Below are 23,905 nucleotides of genomic sequence, written 5' to 3' on the forward strand. Positions count from 1 at the left end.
CTTTGGGTTGAAGAAGGGCATTTTCTTTTCAATACTGATATACGTCTCACTGGGGGTTTACGGGCAGGACCTGGGTATTGTGGGGGCGGTGGAATGGGAGACCATGGAGATTACCGCTTCCGTAGCCCTGAATTTAAGTTCCGCAGGGATACGGCTGCCCACCGGAAGAGCCCAGGCGGAGGAGATGCTCTCCACCGAATATCCCCGGCTGGTAAGGCCCTCCATTTTGTCTATCCCGGTGGATTCCTCCAGTACCGTGGGGGATCTGATTGATCGGGGAGAATTTACCCTCCAGAACGTAGGGAACATCGCCCTCGGCGCCCGCAGGATTCCCCCGGCGCTTTCCACAGACATGACTTCCCTTACCGCTTCCTATACCATAGACCTAAGGCGCATCGGGGCGGCGCTTATCCGGCACAGCCGCCCTATGGATATCACCCGTCCCCTGCGGCCCATACCCGCCGCATCCTACACGGGGATCATCATCCTGGCAGGGGAAACCCTGCCGATACGGGGCCGGAATGCCGGGAGCCTGGTACTCCCCTGCCTGTTTCCTAAGATCTGGGATACGGACATGAACCTGATATACGAACGGAATATGATGAACACCGATACTGCGCGGACCACCAGTATGGTCCGCTATGTAACGGAATCCGGGGTCTTCCGCCCCACCCCCTCGGGACTCAGCCCGGAACTCGCCGCCCTGGTGGGGAACAACCCCCTGCGGATCATAGCCCGGGGCGTATACGGTATACGCCCAACTGATCCCATTATCGACCGGGAGGATGCGCTTATCATCCTTTCCTCGGAGGAAAACCTCCGGCTCCTGCGTGAAGGCCGGGTCGCCCTTATGCTAAACCAAGATGTCCTGAAGAATCCCCTGGCGCAGGAATAGGCAGGAATCCGGTAATTAAGGACCTTTAAGAAACGCCTGTATCCGTTCGGTCATTACCAGAAGGTTTTCCGTAAAGTCGGCCAAATGCCGGGTTATGGTTTCCATGTCCAGGTTTTTTCCGGCCATTTCCAGGGTCAGGGCTTCACTTGAAAGGGTATCGGCGCCTATGCTGGCGGCAATGCCCTTGATGCTGTGAACCGCATTAATAAAGAGGGGCATCTGCTCTACAGCCGGTACAGACTTAAGGTACTCCGTCTGCGAGGCGGCGTCCAGGCAAAAGATTTGCAGGATGTTCCGATACCCCTCTTCCGTTCCTCCGGTAAGGTCTATCCCTTTAGCGGTATCTACCCCGTCAATATAGATATCCGTGGTTTCGGTTATCCCTTCCTCATCGGTTTCCGGCGCCGGTTTTACCCGTTTTTCAGGGGGGATCCATTTGTGCATCATCCCGTCAAGTTTGGAGATTTCAATAGGTTTGGAGAGGTAATCATTAAAGCCCTTTGATAAAAACATTTCCTTCATCCCCGTCATCGCGTTTGCGGTAAGGGCAATGATGGGAAGGGTTTGAAAATAGGACGCCTCCATCGGAGGCGAAGCTTCCAGGGCCCGGATCGCCGCAGTTGTTTCAATACCGTCCATTTCCGGCATCATATGATCTATAAATACTAAATCATAACGGTTCTTCTGTATCAGCTCTATGGCTTTCCTTCCGCTTGTAGCGATGTCGATATCCACTTGATATACGCTCAGGAGCCCCTTGGCTACAACCAGGTTGGTGACAATATCATCAACGATGAGAAGGCGGACATCAGGGGCGGTAAACCGCACGCCGGATTTGTTGTGATAAGAGGCATAGGTTTTTTCGTTAATCATATTGGCCAGGGACAGGGTATGGGCGGGCATGCTGATAATAGGGATATTTTTGAAGGAAGAAATCTCCCCCTGGCTCGCCAGGAAGACCAGCTTTGTGGGCAGGGATAGATCCTGGATAATGGACTGGGCCTCTTCAACCGCCGGGGCGCATACAAAGGCAAAAGAATAGGGGTTTCCCAGAAGTTCCCGAACAAGCCCTTCCGCATCAACGGCGGCTGTTACCGGCACTCCCAGGTTCACAAAAGAACGGACCAGGGATTCGGCGTATTCCCTCCGGCTTTCATAGAGCAGCACCATCTTTGTTTCAGGGTCTTCTATCGCCGCCAATGGTTCCGGATCCAGTATCCCCTGGGGAATGGTGGCGGCAAAGACACTGCCCTTACCGTATACGCTGCTTACGGTAATATCCCCGCCCATGAGGCGGCAAAGGTTGCGGCTTATGGCAAGCCCCAGGCCGGTTCCATCAATGCTCTTGTTTTTGTGGGTATCAAGCTGCTGGAATTCACTGAACAATTTGTCCATATCCTCCGGCTTAATGCCAATGCCCGTATCGGTGACCGAAACCGCGAGAATGATCCGGTCATCCTGAACTTCCCCGTTGACGACAAGGATGATACGCCCCTCCCGGGTATATTTAACCGCATTGGAGAGGAGGTTCATAAGGATCTGCCGGAAGCGTACTTCGTCGCCGATCAAATGGTCGGGGAGTTTTCCGTCGATATCCACGGTGAACAATATGGGTTTTTCACTCAGCCTGGTGCGGACAATACTGATCACATCGTTAATCACCGAGCCCAGCTGGTAGTCGGACTCCACCAGGTCCAGCTTGCCCGATTCAATCTTGGAGAAGTCCAGAATATCGTTGATCACGGAAAGCAGGTTTGATCCCGCCTGTTTGATGCTCAGGGCGTCTTCGTATACATCCGGGCTTATATCCTTCCGGAGTATCAGCTCCGTCATCCCCAGGATGGCGTTCATGGGGGTGCGTATCTCGTGGCTGGTATTGGCAAGGAAGCTGCTTTTTGCCTGGGACACCCGTTCGGCTTCCATCAGGGCTTTTAGCTGCTGTTCCAAAGTCTGGTTGGTGTCTTCCAAAACCGTATTGGTATCGTCCAGCTGATTATATAAAAAGCCGATTCTGCGGATCATAATCATGGTTGCCCCGGCAACAAACACAAAAAAGCTGTAACGGGAGAGGGTAAGACTATAATGCAGGAAGAGGGAGTCGAGTACATCAAAAACAGCAAAGCCCAAGGCTATTACAATCCCTATGATCAAGCTGCCCACAGCGGACTCTTGAAAAATATTAGCCGCAAACCGGGACAGAAAAGACATCCCTCCGGGGGTATGCTTTTTAGCTTCCTGGTACGCCAGTACAACGAGGCGGCCAATATCATAGATTATGAGAAGTAACCCTGCGGGCATGAATACCATCTGCCAGAGCCTGAGAACATCGTCCATAAAAACACGGGAAAACGTTATTTGAATGAGCGCAAGCAGGACACATACGGCGCAGTAAATCCAGGTTACCCTGCGGATTTTTTTCCGGAAAAAACTTTCCAGGAAAAAAGTCCCCAGGGGCAATATCATAAATGCAGAGAAATATTCCAAATGCCATATAAGAACGGTATCAGGGATAAGCTGGTACACAAAATAGGTGCGCATAAAGAAATAAAGGCCGGTGATCCCCGAAAGCAGGCTATAGTACATGTTATAGCGATCTTCTTTGCGGGTAAAAAACATCAATAAATGATAAATCCCCACCAAAACATACACCCCAATAAAGGCGGCGGTCAGGAACTCATTGTACCGCATGGCGATTTTAGCATACTCATCAATGTAATACGGGGAAATATAGAAGAGCCCTGCAGAACCCGAGGTCGGATCCCCTACAATTCTAAAACCCAGAATATTTTCCCCCGGAATAAAAAGGCTCCTATCCAGGGGGAAAAAAATCTTCCTCATGCTCCGGTAGGAAATAATGCTGCCATCCGGATCCAGGTGCATCTCCGATTTTACTATATGGCCGTTAAGGTATATCTCCCAGTTATCCCCTATGCTTGCCAAATACAAACCCGGTATCGGCATGGTATCCGTCCCAAGGGCGGTTCCGCTTGGGAGGCTAAAGGGGATAAGAAAGGTAAATTCCTGCACCGGCCTTCCGAAAGGGGAAAGGAACCTGCGGTGGGGGACATCCGGAAGCCCGAGATCCCGTACCAGCATGGAAGCGGCGGGATCTTCTATTACCCGCCATGCTCCGGAAGAATTATCGGGCCTGCTCAAAATGTCGGCGGGGGAAAAACCGGATTTTACATAGAGGGGGCAGGTTCTCAGGTCAACATACAGGGAGGAGTTTTGTGGCTCGGCGTTTAAAACCGATGCCATGAGCATTAAACCGCATAAAAACACCCGGCGCGCATATTGCATATTTACTTATATCATTTGTTTACATTATATGACTACGGGCCTTCCGGGGCAGGGGGCAATTAACCCCGTCGTAGAGCTTGGTGATGTTCCGTATCGCCCATTACTCTGTTTCCTCCACCCGGAGGCGGACAGAATCCCTGTGCGCGTACAGTCCTTCCGTTTCGGCGAAATGCATGGCGGGGATCGAAAGTCTTTTACATCCCTCCCGGGAAACAAACTGATGGAAGGGTACTTTGATAAAGGTCCCCACCCAAACGCCGTTGGAATACCGGGCGGTGGACATGGTGGGGAGCGTATGGTTCGTACCGGATACAAAATCGCCGAAGGCCACCGGCGCATAGTGGCCCACAAACAGGGAACCGTAATGCAGCAGCTTATCCGCCACATCCCGTTCAATCCCCGGCTCGACCTGCACCTCAAGATGTTCCGGAGCGATCTCATTGGAAAAAGCGATAGCGTCATCAATACTGTCGGCAAAAAAGACAGCCCCGTTATCGGTCCAGGACTGAATGGCCACCTCCCTGGTTGGAAGGTCCTTGAGGAGACGTTCCAATTCCTTCAGGGACCTGTCGATGATCCCCTGATCGATACTGATCAGAATGGGTTTTGCGTTAGGGTCATGCTCCGCCTGGGCCAGGAGGTCGATGGCGATATGCACGGGGTTGGCGCTTCCATCGGCGATGATCAGGACTTCGCTCGGCCCGGCAAGGCTGTCTATCCCCACGTCTCCAAGCACCTGCCGTTTCGCCTCGGTTACAAAACGGTTACCCGGCCCCACGATAAGGTCCATCTTTGACACCGCCCCCGCGCCGTAGGCATAGGCGGCAATGGCCTGGGCTCCGCCCATACAGAAAATCTCATCCGCCCCGGCGATATCCATGGCAACCAGCACCGCCGGATGTATGGCGCCGTGTCCCGCCACCGGGGGGGAACAGGCGGCTACGTACTTAACCCCGGCGACCTTCGCCACCGCCACGCTCATGAGTGCGGTACTCGGCAGGGGGTAGCGTCCGCTGGGAATATAGCAGCCGCATCTCTCCACCGGAACCAGCCGGTGCCCCAGTTCGACCCCGGGAATATCACTTGTATAATGGAGGGGCTTGATGCAATCGAGTTGTTTTTTTGCAAAGTCGCGGATACGGCCTGCGGCAAAACTAATGTGCTTTACCGTTTCTTCGGGAATCTGTTTGTAGGCATTCGTAATAGCGCTGCTGTCAACCTTGACGCCGGGGATTTTAATATGATCAAATTTTTCCGCATAAGAAATAAGGGCCGCTTCTCCGTGGGTCCGCACATCATCAATGATGTTCATCACGGTTCTGGTTAATTCCTGATCCCGCCGGTAGGTTTTTTTCTCCGCCTCTTTGATCGTTCGTATACCCATTTTTCCCCCAATGCTGTACAAAACTAAACTACTAAAAGCATGTTGTCAAGGTAGCCGGCTATTCCAAATTATGAATAACCACACAAAGGCCGTATTAGTCCGTGTGGTCCGTTGACACCCCCCTCCCCTCCCGGCTATTATTAACCCATGAAGAAATACATCCCCCTTATCGGTTTACTCGCCTTACTGGCGATTCCTTCCTGCTCCCGGAATGACGAGCTTTCCCTGGAGGATATTAATGCCCTTACCCCGGCGGGGGTTAAGGAGATCCTGGAAAAAACCGTTTCCAAGCCATGGCGGGGGGAGGATTTTGTTCCCGGCAGGGTCGCAGGAACCTGGAACAGCGATATGAATCAGGACCCGAAAAGTTTTAATATCCTCATTGCCCAGCAGGATTCGGTAACCGCAGGGGTGGTAACGGCCATGCAGGATTATCTCCTGGATTACGATCCCCTTACTCGGGAATGGAAGCCCCGCTGCGTGTCCTTTGAGATAATCACCGATGAGGCGGCGGATACACTGGATGTGATCTATACCCTCCGGGATGATTTGTACTGGAGCTACTATGGCTCGGACAGAAAAATTAAGGTTACCAGTGATGATGTGATCTTCTGGTACAACGAGATAGACGGTGATCCCGCCTTCCAGAGTTCCGGCTATTACCAGCAGTTTCTCACCATGACGGACGGCAGTGAAGCCCATATCGATATCGAAAAAATTGATGACCGGCGCTTTGCGTTTCATTTTCCCCGGATAGTGGCGGAACCGCTGCTGGCAACCAACGGGGAGATTGCCCCCCGCGCCGCTTACCAGGAGGCCAAACGGGAACGGGGCGTCCAGGGGGTGATGGACCTTTTCGGCGTAAACACTGATCCTAAAAATATACCCTCCATGGGAAAGTGGTTTCTGACCGAATATACCGCGGGACAACGGCTGGTGTATAAGCGCAACCCCGATTATTGGGACAGGGATACTAACGGAAACGCCATACCCTATTACGAAGAAGAAATTGTCCGTATCATCCCGGATGAAAATACCCAGTTCCTGCTCTTTAAGGAGGGCGAAACCGAAACCTATTCCCCCCGCCCGGAGGATCTGGATGAACTGGTAAACAAGGCAAACGCCGATTATACGATGTACCACGACGAAGGCGCCCTGGGGGCGAGTTTCTGGACCTTTAACCAAAATCCTAAAAATAAGGACAGCCCCCAGTATGAATGGTTTACCAAAAAAGAATTCCGCCAGGCCATGAGCCGCCTTTTAAACCGGGACCGGATTATTTCCCAAGTGTACCGGGGGCTTGCCCTGCCGAAACTCGGCCTCTTCCCTGAACCAAACCGCTATTATGACCCGGCGATTATCCTTCAGTATACCTATAGCCCGGAGGGTGCAGAAAAACTGCTTGCCTCTATCGGCATCAAGCGGGATAGCGCAGGGATAATGCGGGATGAAAAAAACCGGGCAATTGAATTTAATCTGACCATCCGCTCGGAAAGTACGATAATGAACGACATTGCATCAATAATTACGGATGAGCTCAGCAAAGTTGGTATTAAAATAAATATCCGGGTCCTGGATTTTCAGAAGATAGTAGAACAAATGTTCAATACCTTTGACTGGGAATCTCTAATCATGGGACTGAGCGGGTCCCAAATTTTCCCCAGCCAGGGGAGTAATGTCTGGGCTTCCAACGGAAATCTGCATATGTGGTATCCCCAGCAGGAAAGCCCCGCCACGGACTGGGAGGCCCGGATCGATTACCTTTACAACGAAGGGGCCTTTACGGTGGATCCGGTACGGGCAAAGATCTATTGGGATGAGTTCCAGGGCATACTCCTGGAACAATGCCCGTTAATTTATCTGGTACGGCCCAGAAGTTTTACAGCCCTGCGGAACCGCTGGGATCAATCGAATGTCTACTTTGATAGTCTGAATGGTTTTGAAACAAACCATATATTCCTAAGGCCGTGAACACCATGAACCTGTTGGGCTTTTTTCGGCGGATTGGGGAACGGATAGTAAAACCCTTCTACCTTTTTAAACAAAAGGCGCCCCTGGTTTCCTATATTCTGAATAGATTTATTACCATGGCGGTGATGCTCTTTATCTTAGGCCTGGCCATCTTCGGCCTCATGGAGCTGGCGCCCGGGGACATTGTGGATCAGATTATGATGCAGCAGCTTTTCTCCGAGACCAAGTCCCGGGGGGGCAGTATTGGACAGAACCAGCAGGCCATGTCGATGGAACAATTGGAAGCCCGGCGGACGGCGCTCGGTCTGGACCAGCCCTTCTACGTCCAGTATTTCCGCTGGATCGAACGGGTGATCTTCCACGGCGACCTTGGACAGAGCCTTATCAGCCGCGCGCCGGTATCCTTCCTCATCGCCTCCCGGCTGCCGAACTCAATTTTACTAAACCTCATATCCCTGGTATTAATCACCTTCTTCTCATTTTTTCTGGGTGTCTACTTTTCTACCAAAGCGGGTACCCATGCGGATCTGGCCATAAGCTTCTTTGCCCTGATGCTTCACTCATTCCCGGGGATGCTCATGTTAATATTACTGCAGCTCTTCGCCTCCGTAACCGGGCTCTTTCCGGTCACCGCCTATCCGCCCTTCCCCTTTGCCTCAAACCCCGGCGGCTTTGTCTTCTCCTATGCCCACCATATCTTCCTCCCCCTCCTGGCCTCCTTCCTCGGCGGCATCGGAGGAACCCTGCGGATGATCCGGGCCACCATGCTGGACCAGCTTGGGCAGCCATACATCACAAGCCTCCGGGCCCGGGGCATCGGAGAATGGCGGGTCTACTTTAACCACGCATTCCGGAACACCCTGAACCCCTACATCACCGGGAGCGCCAATCTCCTGGCCGATCTCTTTTCCGGTTCCCTGATATTGGAGATCATCTTCGCTTACCCCGGCATCGGGCGGCTCATGTACGAAGCGGTGCTCCAGGAAGATATTAATCTGGTGCTTGCCAATATTATGTTCGTATCCTTCCTGGTCCTCCTGGGGATGGTTCTGGCGGACATACTTCTTGCGGTGGTGGACCCCCGCATACGGTACGGAAGGGAGTAAGGGCAATATGAAACGCTTCTTAAACTACCTGAAGGCCCGCCCCCTGGGTTTGGTCTCCCTGATAGTAATACTGCTCCTCTATCTGATAATGATTTTCGCTGAATTCATCGCTCCCTATAAACCGACCACCGTAATGGAAAATAGGATCTACCATCCGCCGAACCTGCGTTTCTCAAGCGCCGGTCCCATGGCCCAGGAAGCCCGGGTGATCAACTCGGTAAACTGGAAATACGCCCGGGTCAAGGCCGCCTACGAAAAGGTACACGTCTTCGGTAAGGGCGAGCCCTACAAGCTCTTTGGCCTCATCCCCGCGGAACGGCACCTCTTCACCACCGGTCCCGTGGGGTCAGGCGGCGTCTACCCCATCTTCCTTATGGGGGCGGACCACCTGGGCCGGGATATTTTCTCCCGCATCGTCTACGGTTCGAGGATATCCCTCACCATCGGCTTCATCGCCACCGCCATATCCCTGTTCCTGGCTATGATCCTGGGCGGCGTCTCCGGCTTCTTTGGCGGCCTTACCGACTGGACGGTGATGCGTTTCTCCGAATTTTTCATGCTCATCCCCGGGCTCTATCTGATACTTTTCCTGCGATCCCTCTTATCAAGCAACATGGATTCAGGCCAATCCTATATGATGATCACCGTGATACTTTCCCTGGTAGGCTGGCCCGGTTCCGCCCGTACCATACGCGGTATGGTCCATGCCATTAAGCGTGAAGAATTCGTAATGAACGCCCAGCTTGAAATGATCCCTTCTCCGGTAATAATCCTGGGGCACATCATCCCCCAGATCGCCAGCCTCCTTATTGTAAGCATAGCCCTCTCGGTACCGGGCTTTATCATGACCGAGACCACCCTTTCCTACCTGGGACTGGGTATCGTGGACCCCGCCGTAAGCTGGGGTTCCCTCATCCGCCGCGACATTTCCACCCTGAGCAATCTCCGCAACTTTCCCTGGCTGCTCTCCCCGGTCTGGTTCCTCCTGACGGTTACCCTGGCCTTTAACTTCCTGGGGGACGTACTGCGGGATTTCTACGACCCCTATCACACAGTTTTCCGGCGGCACAGGGATAAGAAAAAGTCGAAGCTTCCGTTCGAAGCCGCACAAGAGGGATTGAGAAATGATAAAATCCTCCCGGATGATTCCTCATCGTCCCCCTTACTTTCCGTGAAAGATCTATCGGTTAGTTTTTCTGTGCTCCGTGGGCAGGAAACAATTTTGGTACAGGCGGTACGGGGAGTTTCCTTTACGCTCAAGCGGGGGGAAATACTGGGCATTGTTGGGGAAAGCGGGTCCGGGAAGAGCGTTACCACCCAGGCGATACCGGGGCTGCACCCCAAGAGCGCCAAAGTATCGGGTTCCATTTTGTACGAAGGTCGGGAACTGAAGGGACTTGATGTAGAAGCCCTGCGGACATACCGGGGGAAAAAGATAGGCATGATATTCCAGGAGCCGGGCCGGTCCTACGATCCCCTGCAAAATATAGGAAGCGTTTTTTACGAAACCTTCCGCAACAGCAATCCTGCTATTACCAAAGAAGAGGCCATGGAAAAGGCAACGGCCCTGTTAGCCGAAACCGGGCTTCCCAATGGCCGGGAGCGGCTCTCCAATTTTCCCCACCAGTTCTCCGGGGGCCAGCTCCAGCGTATCGGTATAGCCCTGGCCCTAGCCCAGTCCTGCGAGCTCCTCATCGCCGACGAGCCCACCACCGCCCTGGACGTAACCATCCAGGCTCAGATAGTAGATCTGCTGAAGACCCTGCGGAAAACCCGGCAAATATCGATTATATTTATCAGCCACGACATAGATTTAGTGGCGGATATCTCAGACCGTATCCTGGTAATGTACGGCGGGCTGATTATGGAAGGCGGCCCTGCACCGGCCTTCACCGGCGCCGGCGCCACGCAAGGAGCGAGCGTCACGCAGGGAACGGGCACTGTTTACCACCCCTACACCAAAGCATTGCTGGCCGCGTCCCCGCGCTTCGGCAGCCACTATGTGCAGACCAGGCTGCTTTCTATTCCCGGCAGGGTAACGGACCCCGCAAACCCGGAACCAGGCTGTCCCTTCGCCCCCCGCTGCGCCGAAGCCGGGCAGGAATGTACCCAAGGCATCCCGCCCCTGGTTCAGACCGAAGACCGTGTAATACGATGTGTCATACACAATGTATTACAAAAGGCGGATGTTTAGATGCCTGTGATCACCGTAGAAAATCTGCGTAAACGCTTTAACCTGGAAGCGGGTTTCTTCGCCCGTTTCGGCCGCTTTGTCTATGCGGTAAATGACGTTTCCTTTTCCATAGGCCAAAACGAATCCTACGGCCTGGTAGGGGAATCGGGCTGCGGCAAGACCACCACCGCCCGGCTCCTGGTGCGGATGTACGAAAGCGACAGCGGAACTATCACCTTTAAGGATACTGTTGATGTCAAGAGCCTTAAGGGAGGCGAACTAAAAAAATACCGGGAAAAGGTTAAGTACGTTTTCCAGGACCCCGCCCGTTCCCTTAACCCCCGGATGAGCGTCTACGAAGTGCTTATCGCCGGATACCGTTACTCTTCCGACTGGCCCGGGGAAAAGAAAGCCCGGGAAGAAGCGGCGGCCATATTGGAAGAGGTAGGCCTTTCCGCCTCGGATCTGGAACGGCGGCCAGCGGAATTTTCCGGCGGCCAGCGCCAGCGCATCTCCATAGCCCGCGGCCTCCTGCTGCAGCCGGAGCTGCTGATCTGCGACGAAGTAGTTTCCGCCCTGGACGTATCCATCCAAGGCCAGATCCTCAACCTCCTGCTGGATATACGCCGTCGGCGTAATTTGTCATTCCTGTTCATTGCCCACGATCTCAAAGTCTCGTCGTATTTCTGCGACCGTATCGGTGTAATGTACCGGGGTGAACTCATGGAAGAAGCGGCAGCGGCGGATCTCTACCAAACCTGTCTGCACCCCTACACCAAGCTACTCTTCTCCTCCGTCGCCGGAACGCCGGACACCGCTGCCAGCGGCGGTCCTGCACAGCCCTCAGCGCTGCTGAAGGGTGAAGTACGTACCCCGGTCACCGAACTTTCAGGCTGCGCCTTTGCCGAGCGCTGTCCCCTGGCGGATGAACACTGCCGCCGGGAACACCCGGATATGCGGGAAAGCGGAGGGGCGGGACACAGGGTGCGGTGTTTTAGGGCGTAAAAACCCAGGTAGGGAACACCTGCTATTTTGCAAGCCTGATCGCCGCACGCCCGTGATGCCTTGACAGGACGGCCTAAAAAGGCGTATATTTAAGATGCCACTTCTCGAGGCGGCATTGTAGCCTCGGGAGCTTGCGGGGGGTCGAAAGACTCCCCGATTTTTTTACTTTAAATCCGTAATCCTTATAAAATATGTCTTTTTTGTTTGGGAAAGGTTGATAATCAAATTCCCCTTAGTGCCGCCTGTGTATTCCGGATCTTTAAGAACGTGTCGAATCTTGTTTATCACATCATGCTTTGAAAGCTTTTTATTGTCGATTTTGAGGAATATATTTTCGCTCTGGACTCTTGATTCACGGAACCGTCTTTCGACTTTACCAAGACTTCCGGTTACGGTTTTAAATTCTGCATACCAGCCATTAACAATAGCATCCGGGCCATGGACATAATTACCCAGACTATCCCTGACTTTCTGAATGAGATTGATGATTCCTCCCTTATCAGCCAAAATCTTGGCCTGTTTGACTTCCTTCAAAAGAGTTTTCTCATCGTCCTTATTCATGGGGAATTTCGATTTGGCTATACTGATCCCATCCAAATTCTTAGGCAGATTTACGTGATTGAGTTTTACATCATTGGTACCCAACCATGTTTCATTGGGAAAATCCTTTTTTGCCCTGTCAGCGGTTGCTTTGGCATTTCTCTCTCTCTGGGCTTGTTCCGCCGCCGCTTTCTGCTGCTTTAAAAGCTCATTATCTAATTTGATTGATAATTTTCCCATTTTAGTCCAACACTCCCTGAGCTTGACATTACACGGAAACACCCCCACAGAGGTGGGGAAAAGCTACCTTTAAACAGGTCTATTTCAAAGAAACCAGAAACACCCCCATAATGCATGAGGAAATGTATAAATGCAGATATTTTATTCTTGACAAATCTATCTGTATTGAGTTACCATATTTTTATGAAGAATGGTTTATTTGATATATTAAATAATATACCTTCTTTATTAGATTGTCTAGCCAAGACTATCGCTTCTGAAAACGGACAAATTAAGCCTGGAATAGATGTTCTTGGCCACTGTATTATAGTCGGCGAGATCTCCAAAGCTTTGATTCAACGTTTTATTCCGGAAATTCGTGAACAATTTTTCCCGTCCGGCAGTGAACTTATCGCAGCTAGCCATGACATTGGCAAGGTCTACCCGCTTTTCCAGACGAGGCTTCAAGACGCTATAAGCGGGCATCCATCCAATCCCGAAAGGGATAAACCCTGGAAAGGCCACGCAGGGGTCAGCTTGGCAGCTTTGGATGGAAGCCCTAAATTTATACCCCAGATTGCAGGACGTCACCATGGGTATCTTTCACCAGAGTACTTCAAATCAAATTATGAACATTTTGGCGGGCCGGAATGGCAAAAACAGCGGGAAAAACTGCTTCAAAAGCTTATGGAGCATTTTGGCGTTGGCTGGCCCACGGTAAAAGACAAAGTTCATGCTGCCCTCCTTTCAGGGCTTACCAGTGTCAGCGATTGGATCGGATCGGGATCTAATTTTGATACTATTACTGATGTTAGGCAGATCAGCGGTTTACCTGCCCGGGTTCAGGAAGCACTTGATCAAGCTGGGTTTGTTCTTCCCAGGATGAAAAAGGATCTTAGCTTTGAGTATATTTTTAACAATAAATCTCCACGGCCCGCCCAATCCGCCTTTATAGACACCGTCAGCACTCCCGGTGTTTATGTGCTTGAAGCGCCCATGGGCATGGGCAAGACCGAAGCAGCCCTCTATGCGGCCTACAGGCTCTACGCTTCCGGTAAAGCATCGGGGATATATTTTGCCCTGCCTACCCAGCTTACTTCAGACAAGATATACACCAGGTTCGAAGAGTTTCTGGATAAGGTGTTGGAAGAAAATTCGTCTCTCCCGAAATCAGTACTGGTTCATAGTTCCGCCTGGATAACTGAGACCGAAATGGGAAAAGCTGGCGCCCCCGGCAAGGACTGGTTCCACAGCGGGAAACGGCGTATCCTCGCCCCATTCGGGGTGGGGACCATCGATCAGGCCCTGATGGCGGTGATGAATGTCAAATATGGGTTTATCCGAACCTTTGGCCTTATGGGAAAAGTAGTGATCCTTGATGAAGTCCATTCCTACGACAGCTATACCGGAACCCTGCTTGATACCCTGGTAAAATGGCTTGAAAAAATGGGCTGTACGGTAATCATTTTAAGCGCCACCTTAACCGGGGAAAGAAAAAATAAGATCCTCAATTTAGATGAGCAAAATTTCGGCGCTAGTTCTCCCTACCCTCTCATTAGCGTATTAACTGACCGGGAAAAGGGTATGCAGGAAATCCCGGCAAAAAGTACGGTGGAAAGTACCGGCAGTCCTCATGTGTCTATAAAAAATGTTTCCGATGATGCAGCTTTCGAGGAAGCTCTTAAACGGGCGGAACAGGGCCAACAAATATTATGGATAGAAAACACCGTTGATGAGGCCCAAAAACGGTACTCTGATTTTACTGGGCGGATAGGCAATTTAACTATTACGGTTGAATTCGGATTGCTTCATTCCCGGTTTACAAAACATGATCGAAAAGAAAACGAAGATAAGTGGGTAGATCTTTTCGGAGAAAAGGGAAAGGAACGGCGGCAGGAATGCGGACGTATTCTCGTGGGAACCCAGGTACTGGAACAATCCCTGGACATTGACGCAGATTTTCTAGTTACCCGGATCTGTCCTACGGATATGCTCCTGCAGCGCATAGGACGGCTCTGGCGTCACAATGATACGGTCCGTCCGGCAGAGGCCCATTGTGAAGCGTGGATACTCATGCCGGAATACGAGAAGGTTCTGGCGGGATACAATAAAAAGACAGAAAACGTCTTTAACCAGGAATTAGGTAAAACATCCTATGTTTATGATCCCTATGTGTTATTAAGAACCATCGAAATATGGCGGGACCTGACCAGCTTGACCCTCCCCGAAGATATACGCCCTTTGGTTGAAGCAACCTACGCCGAACGGAACGAGAAAGCTCCCCTTGACTGGCTCAAAGGAAATTTACAGAAAAAACGCTCCATCCTTGAAATTTTTGCCTTACGTACAACGGATTTACACATAAAAACTTTGCCCGATACGGGTATGGAAGTTCGAAACGGACATTCTTATAGTTTTTTTGACACGTCAAATGAAAATCATAAGACCCGTTATTCGGAAATAGAAACCATTGAGGTACTTTTATTTTATTCAGAACCTTATTATCATGATAACGGTGATATATCGTTGGTTCTATCTCCCGATGATCCCAACGATTCAAAGATTATAAAACTTAATCTCAAACGAGGGCTAAAACAGGGAACCAAGGAAGAACAAAAAGAATGGAGGAGACAATCTGCGAAATTACACAAACATATTGTTACCGTACCGGTTTACAAGGCGCCGCTGCCAGCGAATCAAAAAACCCTTGACCGGTTCAGAGAGTATATCTATACCGGATCGCCGGATCATGGGGAAGAAACGCTTCGGATTGCGATTGTTAAGAAAACCGGAGAACTTACGGGAATTAATGGTACCAAAATATCCGATTCTGCCTTATCATATACAAATGAAATTGGGTATTTGGTCAAATAAGGAGGATGCTTAAAAATATGGGGGGAAAATCAAAGATAGAAAACACCTTCAATTTGGTGGATGAGCCATGGATACCTATTGAAAACAAGGGGTATGTAAGTTTGCGGGGTATATTTAAAAAGCCCTATCCGCAAGCCCTGGGGGGAAACCCGGTACAGAAAACTGCCCTGTTAAAACTGCTCCTTGCGATTTGCCAATCCGCCTATACCCCAGAGGATGATGAGGACTGGGATGCAATGGGACCTGATGGACTTGCAAAGAAAGTACCCCCATATCTGGAAGAACTCCGGGATTGTTTCTGGCTTTACGGCGACAAACCCTTTCTGCAAATGCCCGCCATAAAGAAAAAGATACTGGCAAGAAAAAACGCCGAATTGACCAGTGGGACAAAAGAAGCAGTTGCGGAATCAAATGCACAACCCAAGGATATTGGACCGGGATATTACCCGGATCTACCTTCAGATAACAACACTATTTTGACAGAAGGGCAAATATCCCATAAACTTTCCGATGCAGAAAAAGCTCTTTTTATTGTTACCCTGATGAATTTTGCCTTTGGGGGAAAACGAGTGGAAAAGGACCTGGAACCTTTCACTCAGGGTTATTCGGGCAAAACTGTTTCTGCTAAATCAGGCCCCAGCATAGGCAACCACTGGGGATACCTCCATTCCTTTATTACCGGTTCAGATATTATAAACACCCTTTGGTTAAATATGTTTACCCAGGAATACATTGAAGATTCTTCCATGTTTAAATATAAAAAAAAGGTCTTGCCGCCCTGGGAAAGAATGCCCTTAGGGGAAGACTGTGAACAGGCTCGAAAATTAAGGGATTCCTACATGGGTCGTCTTGTCGCCATGAGTCGTTTCGTTTTACTTGAAGGGGACGGGATATACTATGCGGAGGGTATACAGTACCTCAGTCATAAAAACGGATGGCGGGAACCCAGTATGTGTGTTAATGAAAATACCGGGAAACTCCTCTGGGTAGATCCCCACAAGAAACCTTGGCGGGAAATTAGCTCCTTGCTTTCGTTTTTAAGCGCCAAGGATGATAAGTTTACCTGTGAACAGCTTGCGTATACCTTAAAAAGAATAAAGAACAAGAAAATGAATATCGGCATCTGGTCAGGAGGTGTTAAGGTACGGGCAAACTCCGGAGATCAATCAATAAAACAGGATGATGATTTTGTGCAATCCGAAACACGCATAGTTTCTTCCTACCTGGAAGGTGGTTTCCTTACATTGGAGCAAAATATTAACCGGCTTGAAAAACTCTCCGACTATCTCTATAAAATAGTTTCAAGGTATTGCAATGAGTTAAATCTCAATGCCGCTTCGTATGCAAAAAGCGCCAAGGAATTATTCTGGCAGCTTTGTGAACGGAAATACCAAAAACTAGTTGATATTTCTCTACATGACAAAGATGGGGATGCTGAAAGCATTGGAAAATATTTTATCCACTGCGTTTATACCGCCTATGATAAAAGCTGTCCTCATAAAACAGCGAGGCAGACACAAGCATGGGCGCATAATTACGCCAGGGTGAAGAACTTTTACGAGAAAAAAGAAAACAAAGCTGCGGTACTATAAGCAAAAGGAAAAACATAGGAGGAATGATATGGCAAATCCGGATGGTTTTGTAAACATGGTGATCCATAAATTACAAGATGATGAAACAAAAAAGAGTAGGGATACCGCTTTTCGCCCAGCCATGCGTATGGCCAATACTGATACTAAAGGCATATCCAAGAGCTGGCAACATTTTACCAGATATTGCGATATTACTAATGAAAAAGAACTAAAAGCCTTTGCCTTGATAGGCTCCGCACTTGCAAAATCGGGGAATCCTCCCAAGGCTAACGGTCATCTTGAAATAGGCGCTGCTTTAAATGTCTATTATTCTGCAAAGGGCAGGAATAATAATGATGAATATGGCATTGACAAGGCTGCGAAGGCAAGATTTATCCGCCTGATCGCCTGTGACACCACTGAGGAGGCTTGCACCATACTACGCCCCATGCTTAATCTTATTAATTCCGACGGCGGCACAATTCCCATTAATTATATACATCTTTTAAAGGATCTGTTAGTGGATGATGAAAAATTCAACGAACAAATTAAACCACGCTGGGCAAAGAATTTCTATCAAGGTATAAAGGAGGCCGAAGAATGATCGCATCGCTCCTTAAGCTCAGCCGATCAGATTTTGAAAAACTCAGGATAAATGATCCCTACGGCATACACAGGGCAGTCTATTCCCTTTTTCCAAAAACAGGTGATGGCCGGGATTTTATATTCGTTGATAAGGGGGGCAATTTTAATGAAAGGCAGATTTTAATTTTATCAAAACGATCACCGGAAAAACCGGATTATGGAACGATTGAATCGAAAAATATCCCTGAACCTTTTCTCAATCAGGATCATTACGGTTTTGAAATTCGCCTTAACCCCACCAAACGGGAAAAGAACGGAGGTAAAATAGTTCCCATAATGGGAAAGGAGAATTTAGCTGAATGGTTCTGTTCAAAATCGGAAAGATGGGGCTTCGTAACGGAACGGGAAAGTTTACAGATACAGTTTACGGGGGTTCAGACCTTCGATAAACAGAACGGCCAGGTAACTCAGAACGTGGTCAATTTTATCGGTAAATTGCGGGTAAACGACCGGTCCCTTTTTATCAAAAGTTTTGAACAGGGCATAGGCCGTGGGAAAAGTTTCGGTTTTGGGTTATTAGAGATAATTCCTTTACAGGATTAACCAGAATATAATTTTTTAGAAGGAGCAAGAATATGAATACCAATGAAAATCCCTTCAAGAATGTGCGGGTGGAATACCATATCCTCCAGTCATTCCCCGTATCATGCCTTAACCGGGACGATGTAAATTCGCCAAAAACCGCACAAGTTGGCGGAGTTACCCGGGCGCGGGTTAGCAGCCAATGCTGGAAACGGCAGGTACGACTTGCCTTGCGTGACTGCGGTATCACCCTGGGAAGCAGAACCAAATTGATTTCCACACTTATCGGGAACGCCTGTAAAGCGGAAGGAGCAAGTGAAGCGCAGGCCAAAGAATGCGGTGATTTAATTGAAAATATTTTTATAAAAAAGGCCGATTCCGCAAAAAAAAGTTCCGACAAAAAAGAAGCCGATCAAGAAGATGCTGCTGTGGAAGATGTCGGAAAGAGCGATACCCTGTTATTTTTTGCTCCTGCCGAGGTTTCGCTTATTGCAAAAAAGTTCAAGGAAAAAAAATTTAAACCCAGGGAACTTATCACTCAATCAGACTCCAAAAAACAAGCAAAAGAGCTAGCCGAAATTATCGGAAAACAAAAATTGGAAAATGCCAAAAATCTTGACGGCCTTGACATTGCCCTTTTCGGACGCATGGTAGCCCAGGCGGCGGAACTGAATGTGGAAGCCGCCGCATCCTTTTCCCATGCTATTTCCACCCATAAGGTGACAAACGAAGTGGAATTTTTCACCGCCCTGGATGATAATTCCACCGAGCAGGGGTCCGCCCACATGGGTAGCCTGGAATTCAACTCCGCCACCTATTACCGCTATATATCCTTGGATCTGGGGCAGTTGTATAGCACCCTGGGAAGTGGCGAGTTTATCCCCCAGGCCATTGATGCTTTTACCAAGGCCCTCTATACAGCAGTTCCTTCCGCTCGCCAAACCACGCAATCAGGGGCCTCCCCCTGGGAATACGCCAAGGTATTTGTCCGCAAGGGACAGCGCTTACAGGTTCCCTTTGAAGCCCCTGTCAAAAACCAGGGCGGAGGATTCCTTGAACCGAGTATTGAATACCTTAAGGCTTATGTTGGTAAACAGGAGAAACTTGCCGGATCACTCTTTGGCAAGATTGTAGAATTTGACTTTGGCGAAAATGAGGATTTTTCCATCGATCATCTTAGTGCGGAAATCCAAAAAGCCGCAAAGGTTAAATGATGCGTACCCGCTGGCTGCTTTTATGGTTTGAAGCCCCTTTGCAATCCTGGGGGGCTGATTCAAAATTCGGACGCCGGGATACCATGGACTTTCCGACTAAGTCAGGGGTCCTGGGTTTACTCTGCGCCGCCCTGGGAGCCTCGGGCGAACAACGGGAGCTGCTTGCAGAAATGGCGCCCCTAAGGCAGACCGTCATCTCCTATGTTAGATCGGATAAAAAAAATGGGGAAAATGTAAAAAGAGAACGGGAAACCACCCTGATGGATTTCCATATGGTCGGCAGCGGGTATGACGATTCAGATCCCTGGCAGTCCCTGATGATCCCAAAAACAGCGGCGGGGAAAAAACCTAATGGGCCAGGGACAAAGATGACCTACCGGTATTATCTGCAGGATGCCCGGTTCGCGGTTATCCTGGAGGTTCCCGAAAAGCGGGTGGATACTTTTGCAGAAGCCCTGTTGAATCCGGAATTTGATATTTATTTGGGCAGAAAGAACTGCGTCCCTACTGATTTTGTCTTTCGGGATGGAAATATCTTCAATACCGAAGAAGAAGCTATTGCCGCAATAGCGAAGCTATTGGACGAAAAGAAGAAATTAAATCAGGATTTTGATTTGGTTGAAGATTTCCGGGTAGTTTCCGGGGAAGCCGAAGGGGAAATCCTTACCCTCAATGATGTACCCATTCAGTTCGGTCCGGTTAAACAATATCGGGATCGCCGGGTAACGATACCGCCCCATGAGTGACACTACTTCTGACAACACCGCTGTTCATCTGGAAGAACAAAAAAAGGAAGGGCAGCGGCTGTTTATTAAGATCACCCGGGAAAGCTTACCTCAAATAAAAGATAAATATCCCTTTATCTATCTTGAACGAGGCAGGCTTGAAATTGATGACAGCAGTGTTAAATGGATAGATAGTGAAGGTAATGTTATCAGGCTTCCCATCGCTACCATCAATACGATCTTACTTGGCCCAGGAACCAGCATCACCCATGAAGCGGTAAAGGTTATGGCCGCGGCAAACTGTACCGTATGCTGGGTAGGTGAAGACAGCTTGTTATTCTACGCAGTTGGTCAGAGTCCAACAGCTAACACCAGAAACTTCAGAACCCAGATGATCGCGGCTTCGGATAAGAAAGCCCAGACTGAAGTTGCCCGTCGTATGTTTTTCCGCCGATTTCCCACTGCTGATTTATCAGGAAAATCCCTTAAAGAAATGATGGGCATGGAAGGATACAGGGTTCGGGGACTCTATGAGCAAAAAGCAAAAGAATATGGTTGCGGCTGGAAAGGCCGCAGTTATATTCCCGGAAAATTTGAGCTGGGAGATTTAACTAATAAAATCCTTACCGCCATGAATGCTGCTTTATATGGACTACTTACATCGGCAATATATGGTATGGGTTATTCTCCCCATATTGGGTTTATTCATACAGGAAGCCCTCTACCCTTTGTTTATGATATGGCTGACATTTATAAGGAAAAGCTCTGCATCGATCTTGCTTTCTCCTTGACCATAAAAATGGGCGGATTGTATAATAGGCATAAGGTTTCCGATGAATTCAGAAAGCGGATAATTGAAATGAAATTATTAGAGCAGATAGGGAATGATATCCCTGACTTTATAGTGGGAGGGAAAAATGCTGGTAGTGATAGCCAATGATTTACCACCCGCAGTCCGGGGACGTATGAAGCTTTGGTTTATCGAACCTCGTCCCAATATTTTTGTTTCCGGTATAAAGGATTCCGTTGCTGATACAGTGGTTACCTATCTCAATAAATCCTGCCCTCCCGAATCAGGACTTCTAATCTTTCAAAGGATCAACCGTTCCCCCGGATATAAAATATGGGGAATTGGCGATCATACAAAGCAAATCACCGACATTGACGGACTTCAACTAATTATTGAAAAAAATTTATCCTCCAGAGAAAAAACACTATATACAGCGGAACAAACTCTTCAATAGCCCCAGATGCTGGGGTTTTCCCCACACACGTGGGGGTGTTTCCAACTCATCGATTGGTGAAGTTGGTTCAGGTACGTTTTCCCCACACACGTGGGGGTGTTTCTATCCAAGAAATTTATTCTTATTGTTCATTTTAGTTTTCCCCACACACGTGGGGGTGTTTCGTATCCAAGGGCGGACGGCCTAAAAAGACTAAAGTTTTCCCCACACACGTGGGGGTGTTTCTATATCCACGAATCCCGGCGAGTGAATGAGCAGGTTTTCCCCACACACGTGGGGGTGTTTCTATGCAGCCGCTTCCCATCGGTTGATACAGCAAGTTTTCCCCACACACGTGGGGGTGTTTCCCCCAAAGCCAAAGGGACGCTGAATTCCGTTGCGTTTTCCCCACACACGTGGGGGTGTTTCTGAGCGGCTTCATGCCGGGACCCCCGTAGTGGGGTTTTCCCCACACACGTGGGGGTGTTTCTACCAGACCCTGGGAGCGATAAAGCGGGAGATTGTTTTCCCCACACACGTGGGGGTGTTTCTCAGCTTGTCATTGTTCCATATCGGGTCATGGCGTTTTCCCCACACACGTGGGGGTGTTTCTATCAGAGGTGGTAGTCGATGCGGCCAGAAAGAGTTTTCCCCACACACGTGGGGGTGTTTCCGGCTATCTCACATTTTTAGCGAGTTAAGGAGGGTTTTCCCCACACACGTGGGGGTGTTTCTAGCCGAAATAATTTTAGGCAATACTGGTTTTCGTTTTCCCCACACACGTGGGGGTGTTTCCCCGCAAAGCCCTCATGGCGCTGCGGTGTGTCCGTTTTCCCCACACACGTGGGGGTGTTTCTACGCAGGTAATGCTGGCTTCTGCTATAAAGGGGTTTTCCCCACACACGTGGGGGTGTTTCTTATGGCCGGCCCGATATGGGCGCCCATCCGGGGTTTTCCCCACACACGTGGGGGTGTTTCTCCCTCCTTGTGGGGTACTGGTTTTTGGTAATTGTTTTCCCCACACACGTGGGGGTGTTTCTAACCCTACAGTTGTGGAAATCGAAGATGGTAAGTTTTCCCCACACACGTGGGGGTGTTTCCATATCGCTAGACATACTGGACTACCATTCCGGGTTTTCCCCACACACGTGGGGGTGTTTCTGTAAACCGGGAGGAGATGAATCCCCTAGATGAGTTTTCCCCACACACGTGGGGGTGTTTCTTTGGGTTGTTGACGGAAGACGGGACTTTGTTTGTTTTCCCCACACACGTGGGGGTGTTTCTGCCCTACGGCAATTTCGACGGGGCTTTCGTTTGTTTTCCCCACACACGTGGGGGTGTTTCTACGCTTCTCAAGAAACTTTCCATGATGATTGCGTTTTCCCCACACACGTGGGGGTGTTTCCCAGTAAGTCCCCCGGCTCTGTATGGAGCTGATGTTTTCCCCACACACGTGGGGGTGTTTCCACTGGAGCTGACAAGTTTTACCATGTAAAAAGGTTTTCCCCACACACGTGGGGGTGTTTCTACCCCCTTCCATCCATGATCAGAATCAGCTGGGTTTTCCCCACACACGTGGGGGTGTTTCTACGACATCAAGGCGCAGGCGTTAAGGGTCGAGGTTTTCCCCACACACGTGGGGGTGTTTCTTTATTGTGAGTACCTATATCATCCAGGGTAAGGTTTTCCCCACACACGTGGGGGTGTTTCTTAAGCCGTTTAATACTGGAAATAGACAGTAAGGTTTTCCCCACACACGTGGGGGTGTTTCTAAGTTTTTTGTCTTTTTCGCTGGGCTCCAAGGGTTTTCCCCACACACGTGGGGGTGTTTCCACCGGGGCTGTTCAGGAAGCCCGGGGGCTTGCGTTTTCCCCACACACGTGGGGGTGTTTCTACGGAAGCTACCAGGCTTCATTCCGAGGAAAAGTTTTCCCCACACACGTGGGGGTGTTTCTATCGAAGACCGTATCGCTCAAAACATCGGTGTGTTTTCCCCACACACGTGGGGGTGTTTCTTCCGCAATCCGGGCAAGTGTAATATCCTTGCTGTTTTCCCCACACTCGTGGGGTGTTTCCACGTTTAAACCACGTGCGTGCGTTCTTGCTTGGTTTTCCCCACCCCCACCACGGGAGCATTTCCTACATCGTGCCCCTGTGGGGCCGGTACAACTCATTTTCCTCACACACATATGGATGTGGTATCTTTAGGCGATTTTCTGTTTAACGGATAATTGTAACCCAAGCACATCCAATAATTTTATAACCGTTGCAAATGACGGGTTGCCATCCGGAGATATTGATCTGTAAAGACTTTCACGGGTGACATTAAGTTCCTTGGCTATTTCAGTCATGTCTTTTGATCTGGCAAGAGCACCAATGACTTCAAACAGATATTCCGGATCGTTTTCCTCAAGTGCTGCCTCAATGTTTGCGATCACATCCTTCTTGGAATCTATGAAATCTGTCAAATCCCACTTAGTTGTTGCCACCGTCTTTCTCTTCCCTACGCCCTAGCGACAACTTCGGCGCCGGCGTTAA

At 49.6% G+C, this 23,905-nt stretch carries 17 protein-coding genes and 1 CRISPR repeat array; of the genes, 13 read left to right on the forward strand and 4 right to left on the reverse strand.

What is annotated here, in order from left to right; all coding sequences use genetic code 11:
- Window positions 1-7: 7 nt before the first annotated feature.
- Window positions 8-895 carry a polymerase gene (locus tag LQZ19_RS13655; RefSeq protein ID WP_411048231.1) on the forward strand — a complete coding sequence of 296 codons (888 nt, stop codon included), beginning with the start codon at window positions 8-10 and terminating at the stop codon, window positions 893-895.
- Between the two features lie 15 nt (window positions 896-910).
- Here the strand turns inward: LQZ19_RS13655 and LQZ19_RS13660 are convergent, their stop codons facing one another.
- Both LQZ19_RS13660 and hisD read right to left on the reverse strand, forming a co-directional pair.
- Window positions 911-4,153 carry an ATP-binding protein gene (locus tag LQZ19_RS13660; protein WP_411048232.1) on the reverse strand — a complete coding sequence of 1,081 codons (3,243 nt, stop codon included), beginning with the start codon at window positions 4,151-4,153 and terminating at the stop codon, window positions 911-913.
- A gap of 142 nt (window positions 4,154-4,295) precedes the next feature.
- A complete protein-coding gene (gene hisD, locus LQZ19_RS13665; protein ID WP_411048233.1) occupies window positions 4,296-5,579 on the reverse strand; it encodes a histidinol dehydrogenase in 1,284 nt (427 codons plus the stop codon).
- A gap of 147 nt (window positions 5,580-5,726) precedes the next feature.
- On the opposite strand from hisD, the gene LQZ19_RS13670 reads away from it, so the two are divergent.
- The 4 genes from LQZ19_RS13670 to LQZ19_RS13685 are packed head-to-tail and all read left to right on the forward strand — an operon-like array spanning window position 5,727 to window position 11,834.
- A complete protein-coding gene (locus LQZ19_RS13670; protein ID WP_411048234.1) occupies window positions 5,727-7,550 on the forward strand; it encodes an ABC transporter substrate-binding protein in 1,824 nt (607 codons plus the stop codon).
- Window positions 7,551-7,555: 5 nt separating this feature from the next.
- Entirely contained in the window at window positions 7,556-8,656 is a 1,101-nt protein-coding gene (locus LQZ19_RS13675) for an ABC transporter permease (protein WP_411048247.1), read from the forward strand.
- A 7-nt stretch (window positions 8,657-8,663) separates the two neighbouring features.
- Complete coding sequence (locus LQZ19_RS13680) at window positions 8,664-10,850, forward strand: dipeptide/oligopeptide/nickel ABC transporter permease/ATP-binding protein (RefSeq protein ID WP_411048235.1); 2,187 nt, start codon at window positions 8,664-8,666, stop codon at window positions 10,848-10,850.
- Window positions 10,851-11,834, forward strand: coding sequence for an oligopeptide/dipeptide ABC transporter ATP-binding protein (locus LQZ19_RS13685; RefSeq protein WP_411048236.1), 984 nt, complete (start codon window positions 10,851-10,853; stop codon window positions 11,832-11,834). It abuts the gene before it with no gap.
- 162 nt (window positions 11,835-11,996) lie between these two features.
- Here the strand turns inward: LQZ19_RS13685 and LQZ19_RS13690 are convergent, their stop codons facing one another.
- Complete coding sequence (locus tag LQZ19_RS13690) at window positions 11,997-12,614, reverse strand: CdiA C-terminal domain-containing protein (protein ID WP_411048237.1); 618 nt, start codon at window positions 12,612-12,614, stop codon at window positions 11,997-11,999.
- 183 nt (window positions 12,615-12,797) lie between these two features.
- On the opposite strand from LQZ19_RS13690, the gene cas3 reads away from it, so the two are divergent.
- Genes cas3 through cas2e form a run of 8 tightly spaced genes read left to right on the forward strand, consistent with a single transcriptional unit; the run spans window position 12,798 to window position 21,388 of the window.
- Window positions 12,798-15,467, forward strand: coding sequence for a CRISPR-associated helicase Cas3' (gene cas3, locus LQZ19_RS13695; RefSeq protein WP_411048238.1), 2,670 nt, complete (start codon window positions 12,798-12,800; stop codon window positions 15,465-15,467).
- A 5-nt stretch (window positions 15,468-15,472) separates the two neighbouring features.
- Complete coding sequence (gene casA, locus LQZ19_RS13700; protein WP_411048239.1) at window positions 15,473-17,059, forward strand: type I-E CRISPR-associated protein Cse1/CasA; 1,587 nt, start codon at window positions 15,473-15,475, stop codon at window positions 17,057-17,059.
- A gap of 28 nt (window positions 17,060-17,087) precedes the next feature.
- Window positions 17,088-17,642: a type I-E CRISPR-associated protein Cse2/CasB gene (gene casB, locus LQZ19_RS13705; protein ID WP_411048240.1), complete on the forward strand. Its 555-nt coding sequence runs from the start codon at window positions 17,088-17,090 to the stop codon at window positions 17,640-17,642.
- Window positions 17,639-18,226 (forward strand): type I-E CRISPR-associated protein Cas6/Cse3/CasE, encoded by a 588-nt coding sequence (gene cas6e, locus LQZ19_RS13710; protein ID WP_411048241.1) that lies wholly within the window; start codon window positions 17,639-17,641, stop codon window positions 18,224-18,226. The genes casB and cas6e overlap by 4 nt, the downstream gene beginning before the upstream one ends.
- Before the next feature lie 32 nt (window positions 18,227-18,258).
- Window positions 18,259-19,419, forward strand: coding sequence for a type I-E CRISPR-associated protein Cas7/Cse4/CasC (cas7e, locus tag LQZ19_RS13715; protein ID WP_411048242.1), 1,161 nt, complete (start codon window positions 18,259-18,261; stop codon window positions 19,417-19,419).
- The gene (gene cas5e, locus LQZ19_RS13720; protein WP_411048243.1) at window positions 19,416-20,165 is read left to right on the forward strand and encodes a type I-E CRISPR-associated protein Cas5/CasD; all 750 of its coding nucleotides are present in this window, start codon (window positions 19,416-19,418) and stop codon (window positions 20,163-20,165) included. Before cas7e ends, cas5e begins: the two co-directional genes overlap by 4 nt.
- Entirely contained in the window at window positions 20,158-21,084 is a 927-nt protein-coding gene (cas1e, locus tag LQZ19_RS13725; protein ID WP_411048244.1) for a type I-E CRISPR-associated endonuclease Cas1e, read from the forward strand. The genes cas5e and cas1e overlap by 8 nt, the downstream gene beginning before the upstream one ends.
- Window positions 21,062-21,388, forward strand: a complete 327-nt coding sequence (cas2e, locus tag LQZ19_RS13730; protein ID WP_411048245.1) for a type I-E CRISPR-associated endoribonuclease Cas2e — start codon at window positions 21,062-21,064, stop codon at window positions 21,386-21,388. The genes cas1e and cas2e overlap by 23 nt, the downstream gene beginning before the upstream one ends.
- A gap of 14 nt (window positions 21,389-21,402) precedes the next feature.
- Window positions 21,403-23,443: direct repeats of the CRISPR family, unit length 28 nt; unit sequence GTTTTCCCCACACACGTGGGGGTGTTTC.
- Window positions 23,444-23,571: 128 nt separating this feature from the next.
- Here the strand turns inward: cas2e and LQZ19_RS13735 are convergent.
- Window positions 23,572-23,856, reverse strand: a complete 285-nt coding sequence (locus tag LQZ19_RS13735; RefSeq protein WP_411048246.1) for an addiction module antidote protein — start codon at window positions 23,854-23,856, stop codon at window positions 23,572-23,574.
- Between the last annotated feature and the right edge of the window lie 49 nt (window positions 23,857-23,905).

The organism is Treponema primitia (assembly GCF_046533075.1).
GTDB lineage: Bacteria > Spirochaetota > Spirochaetia > Treponematales > Breznakiellaceae > Termitinema > Termitinema primitia_B.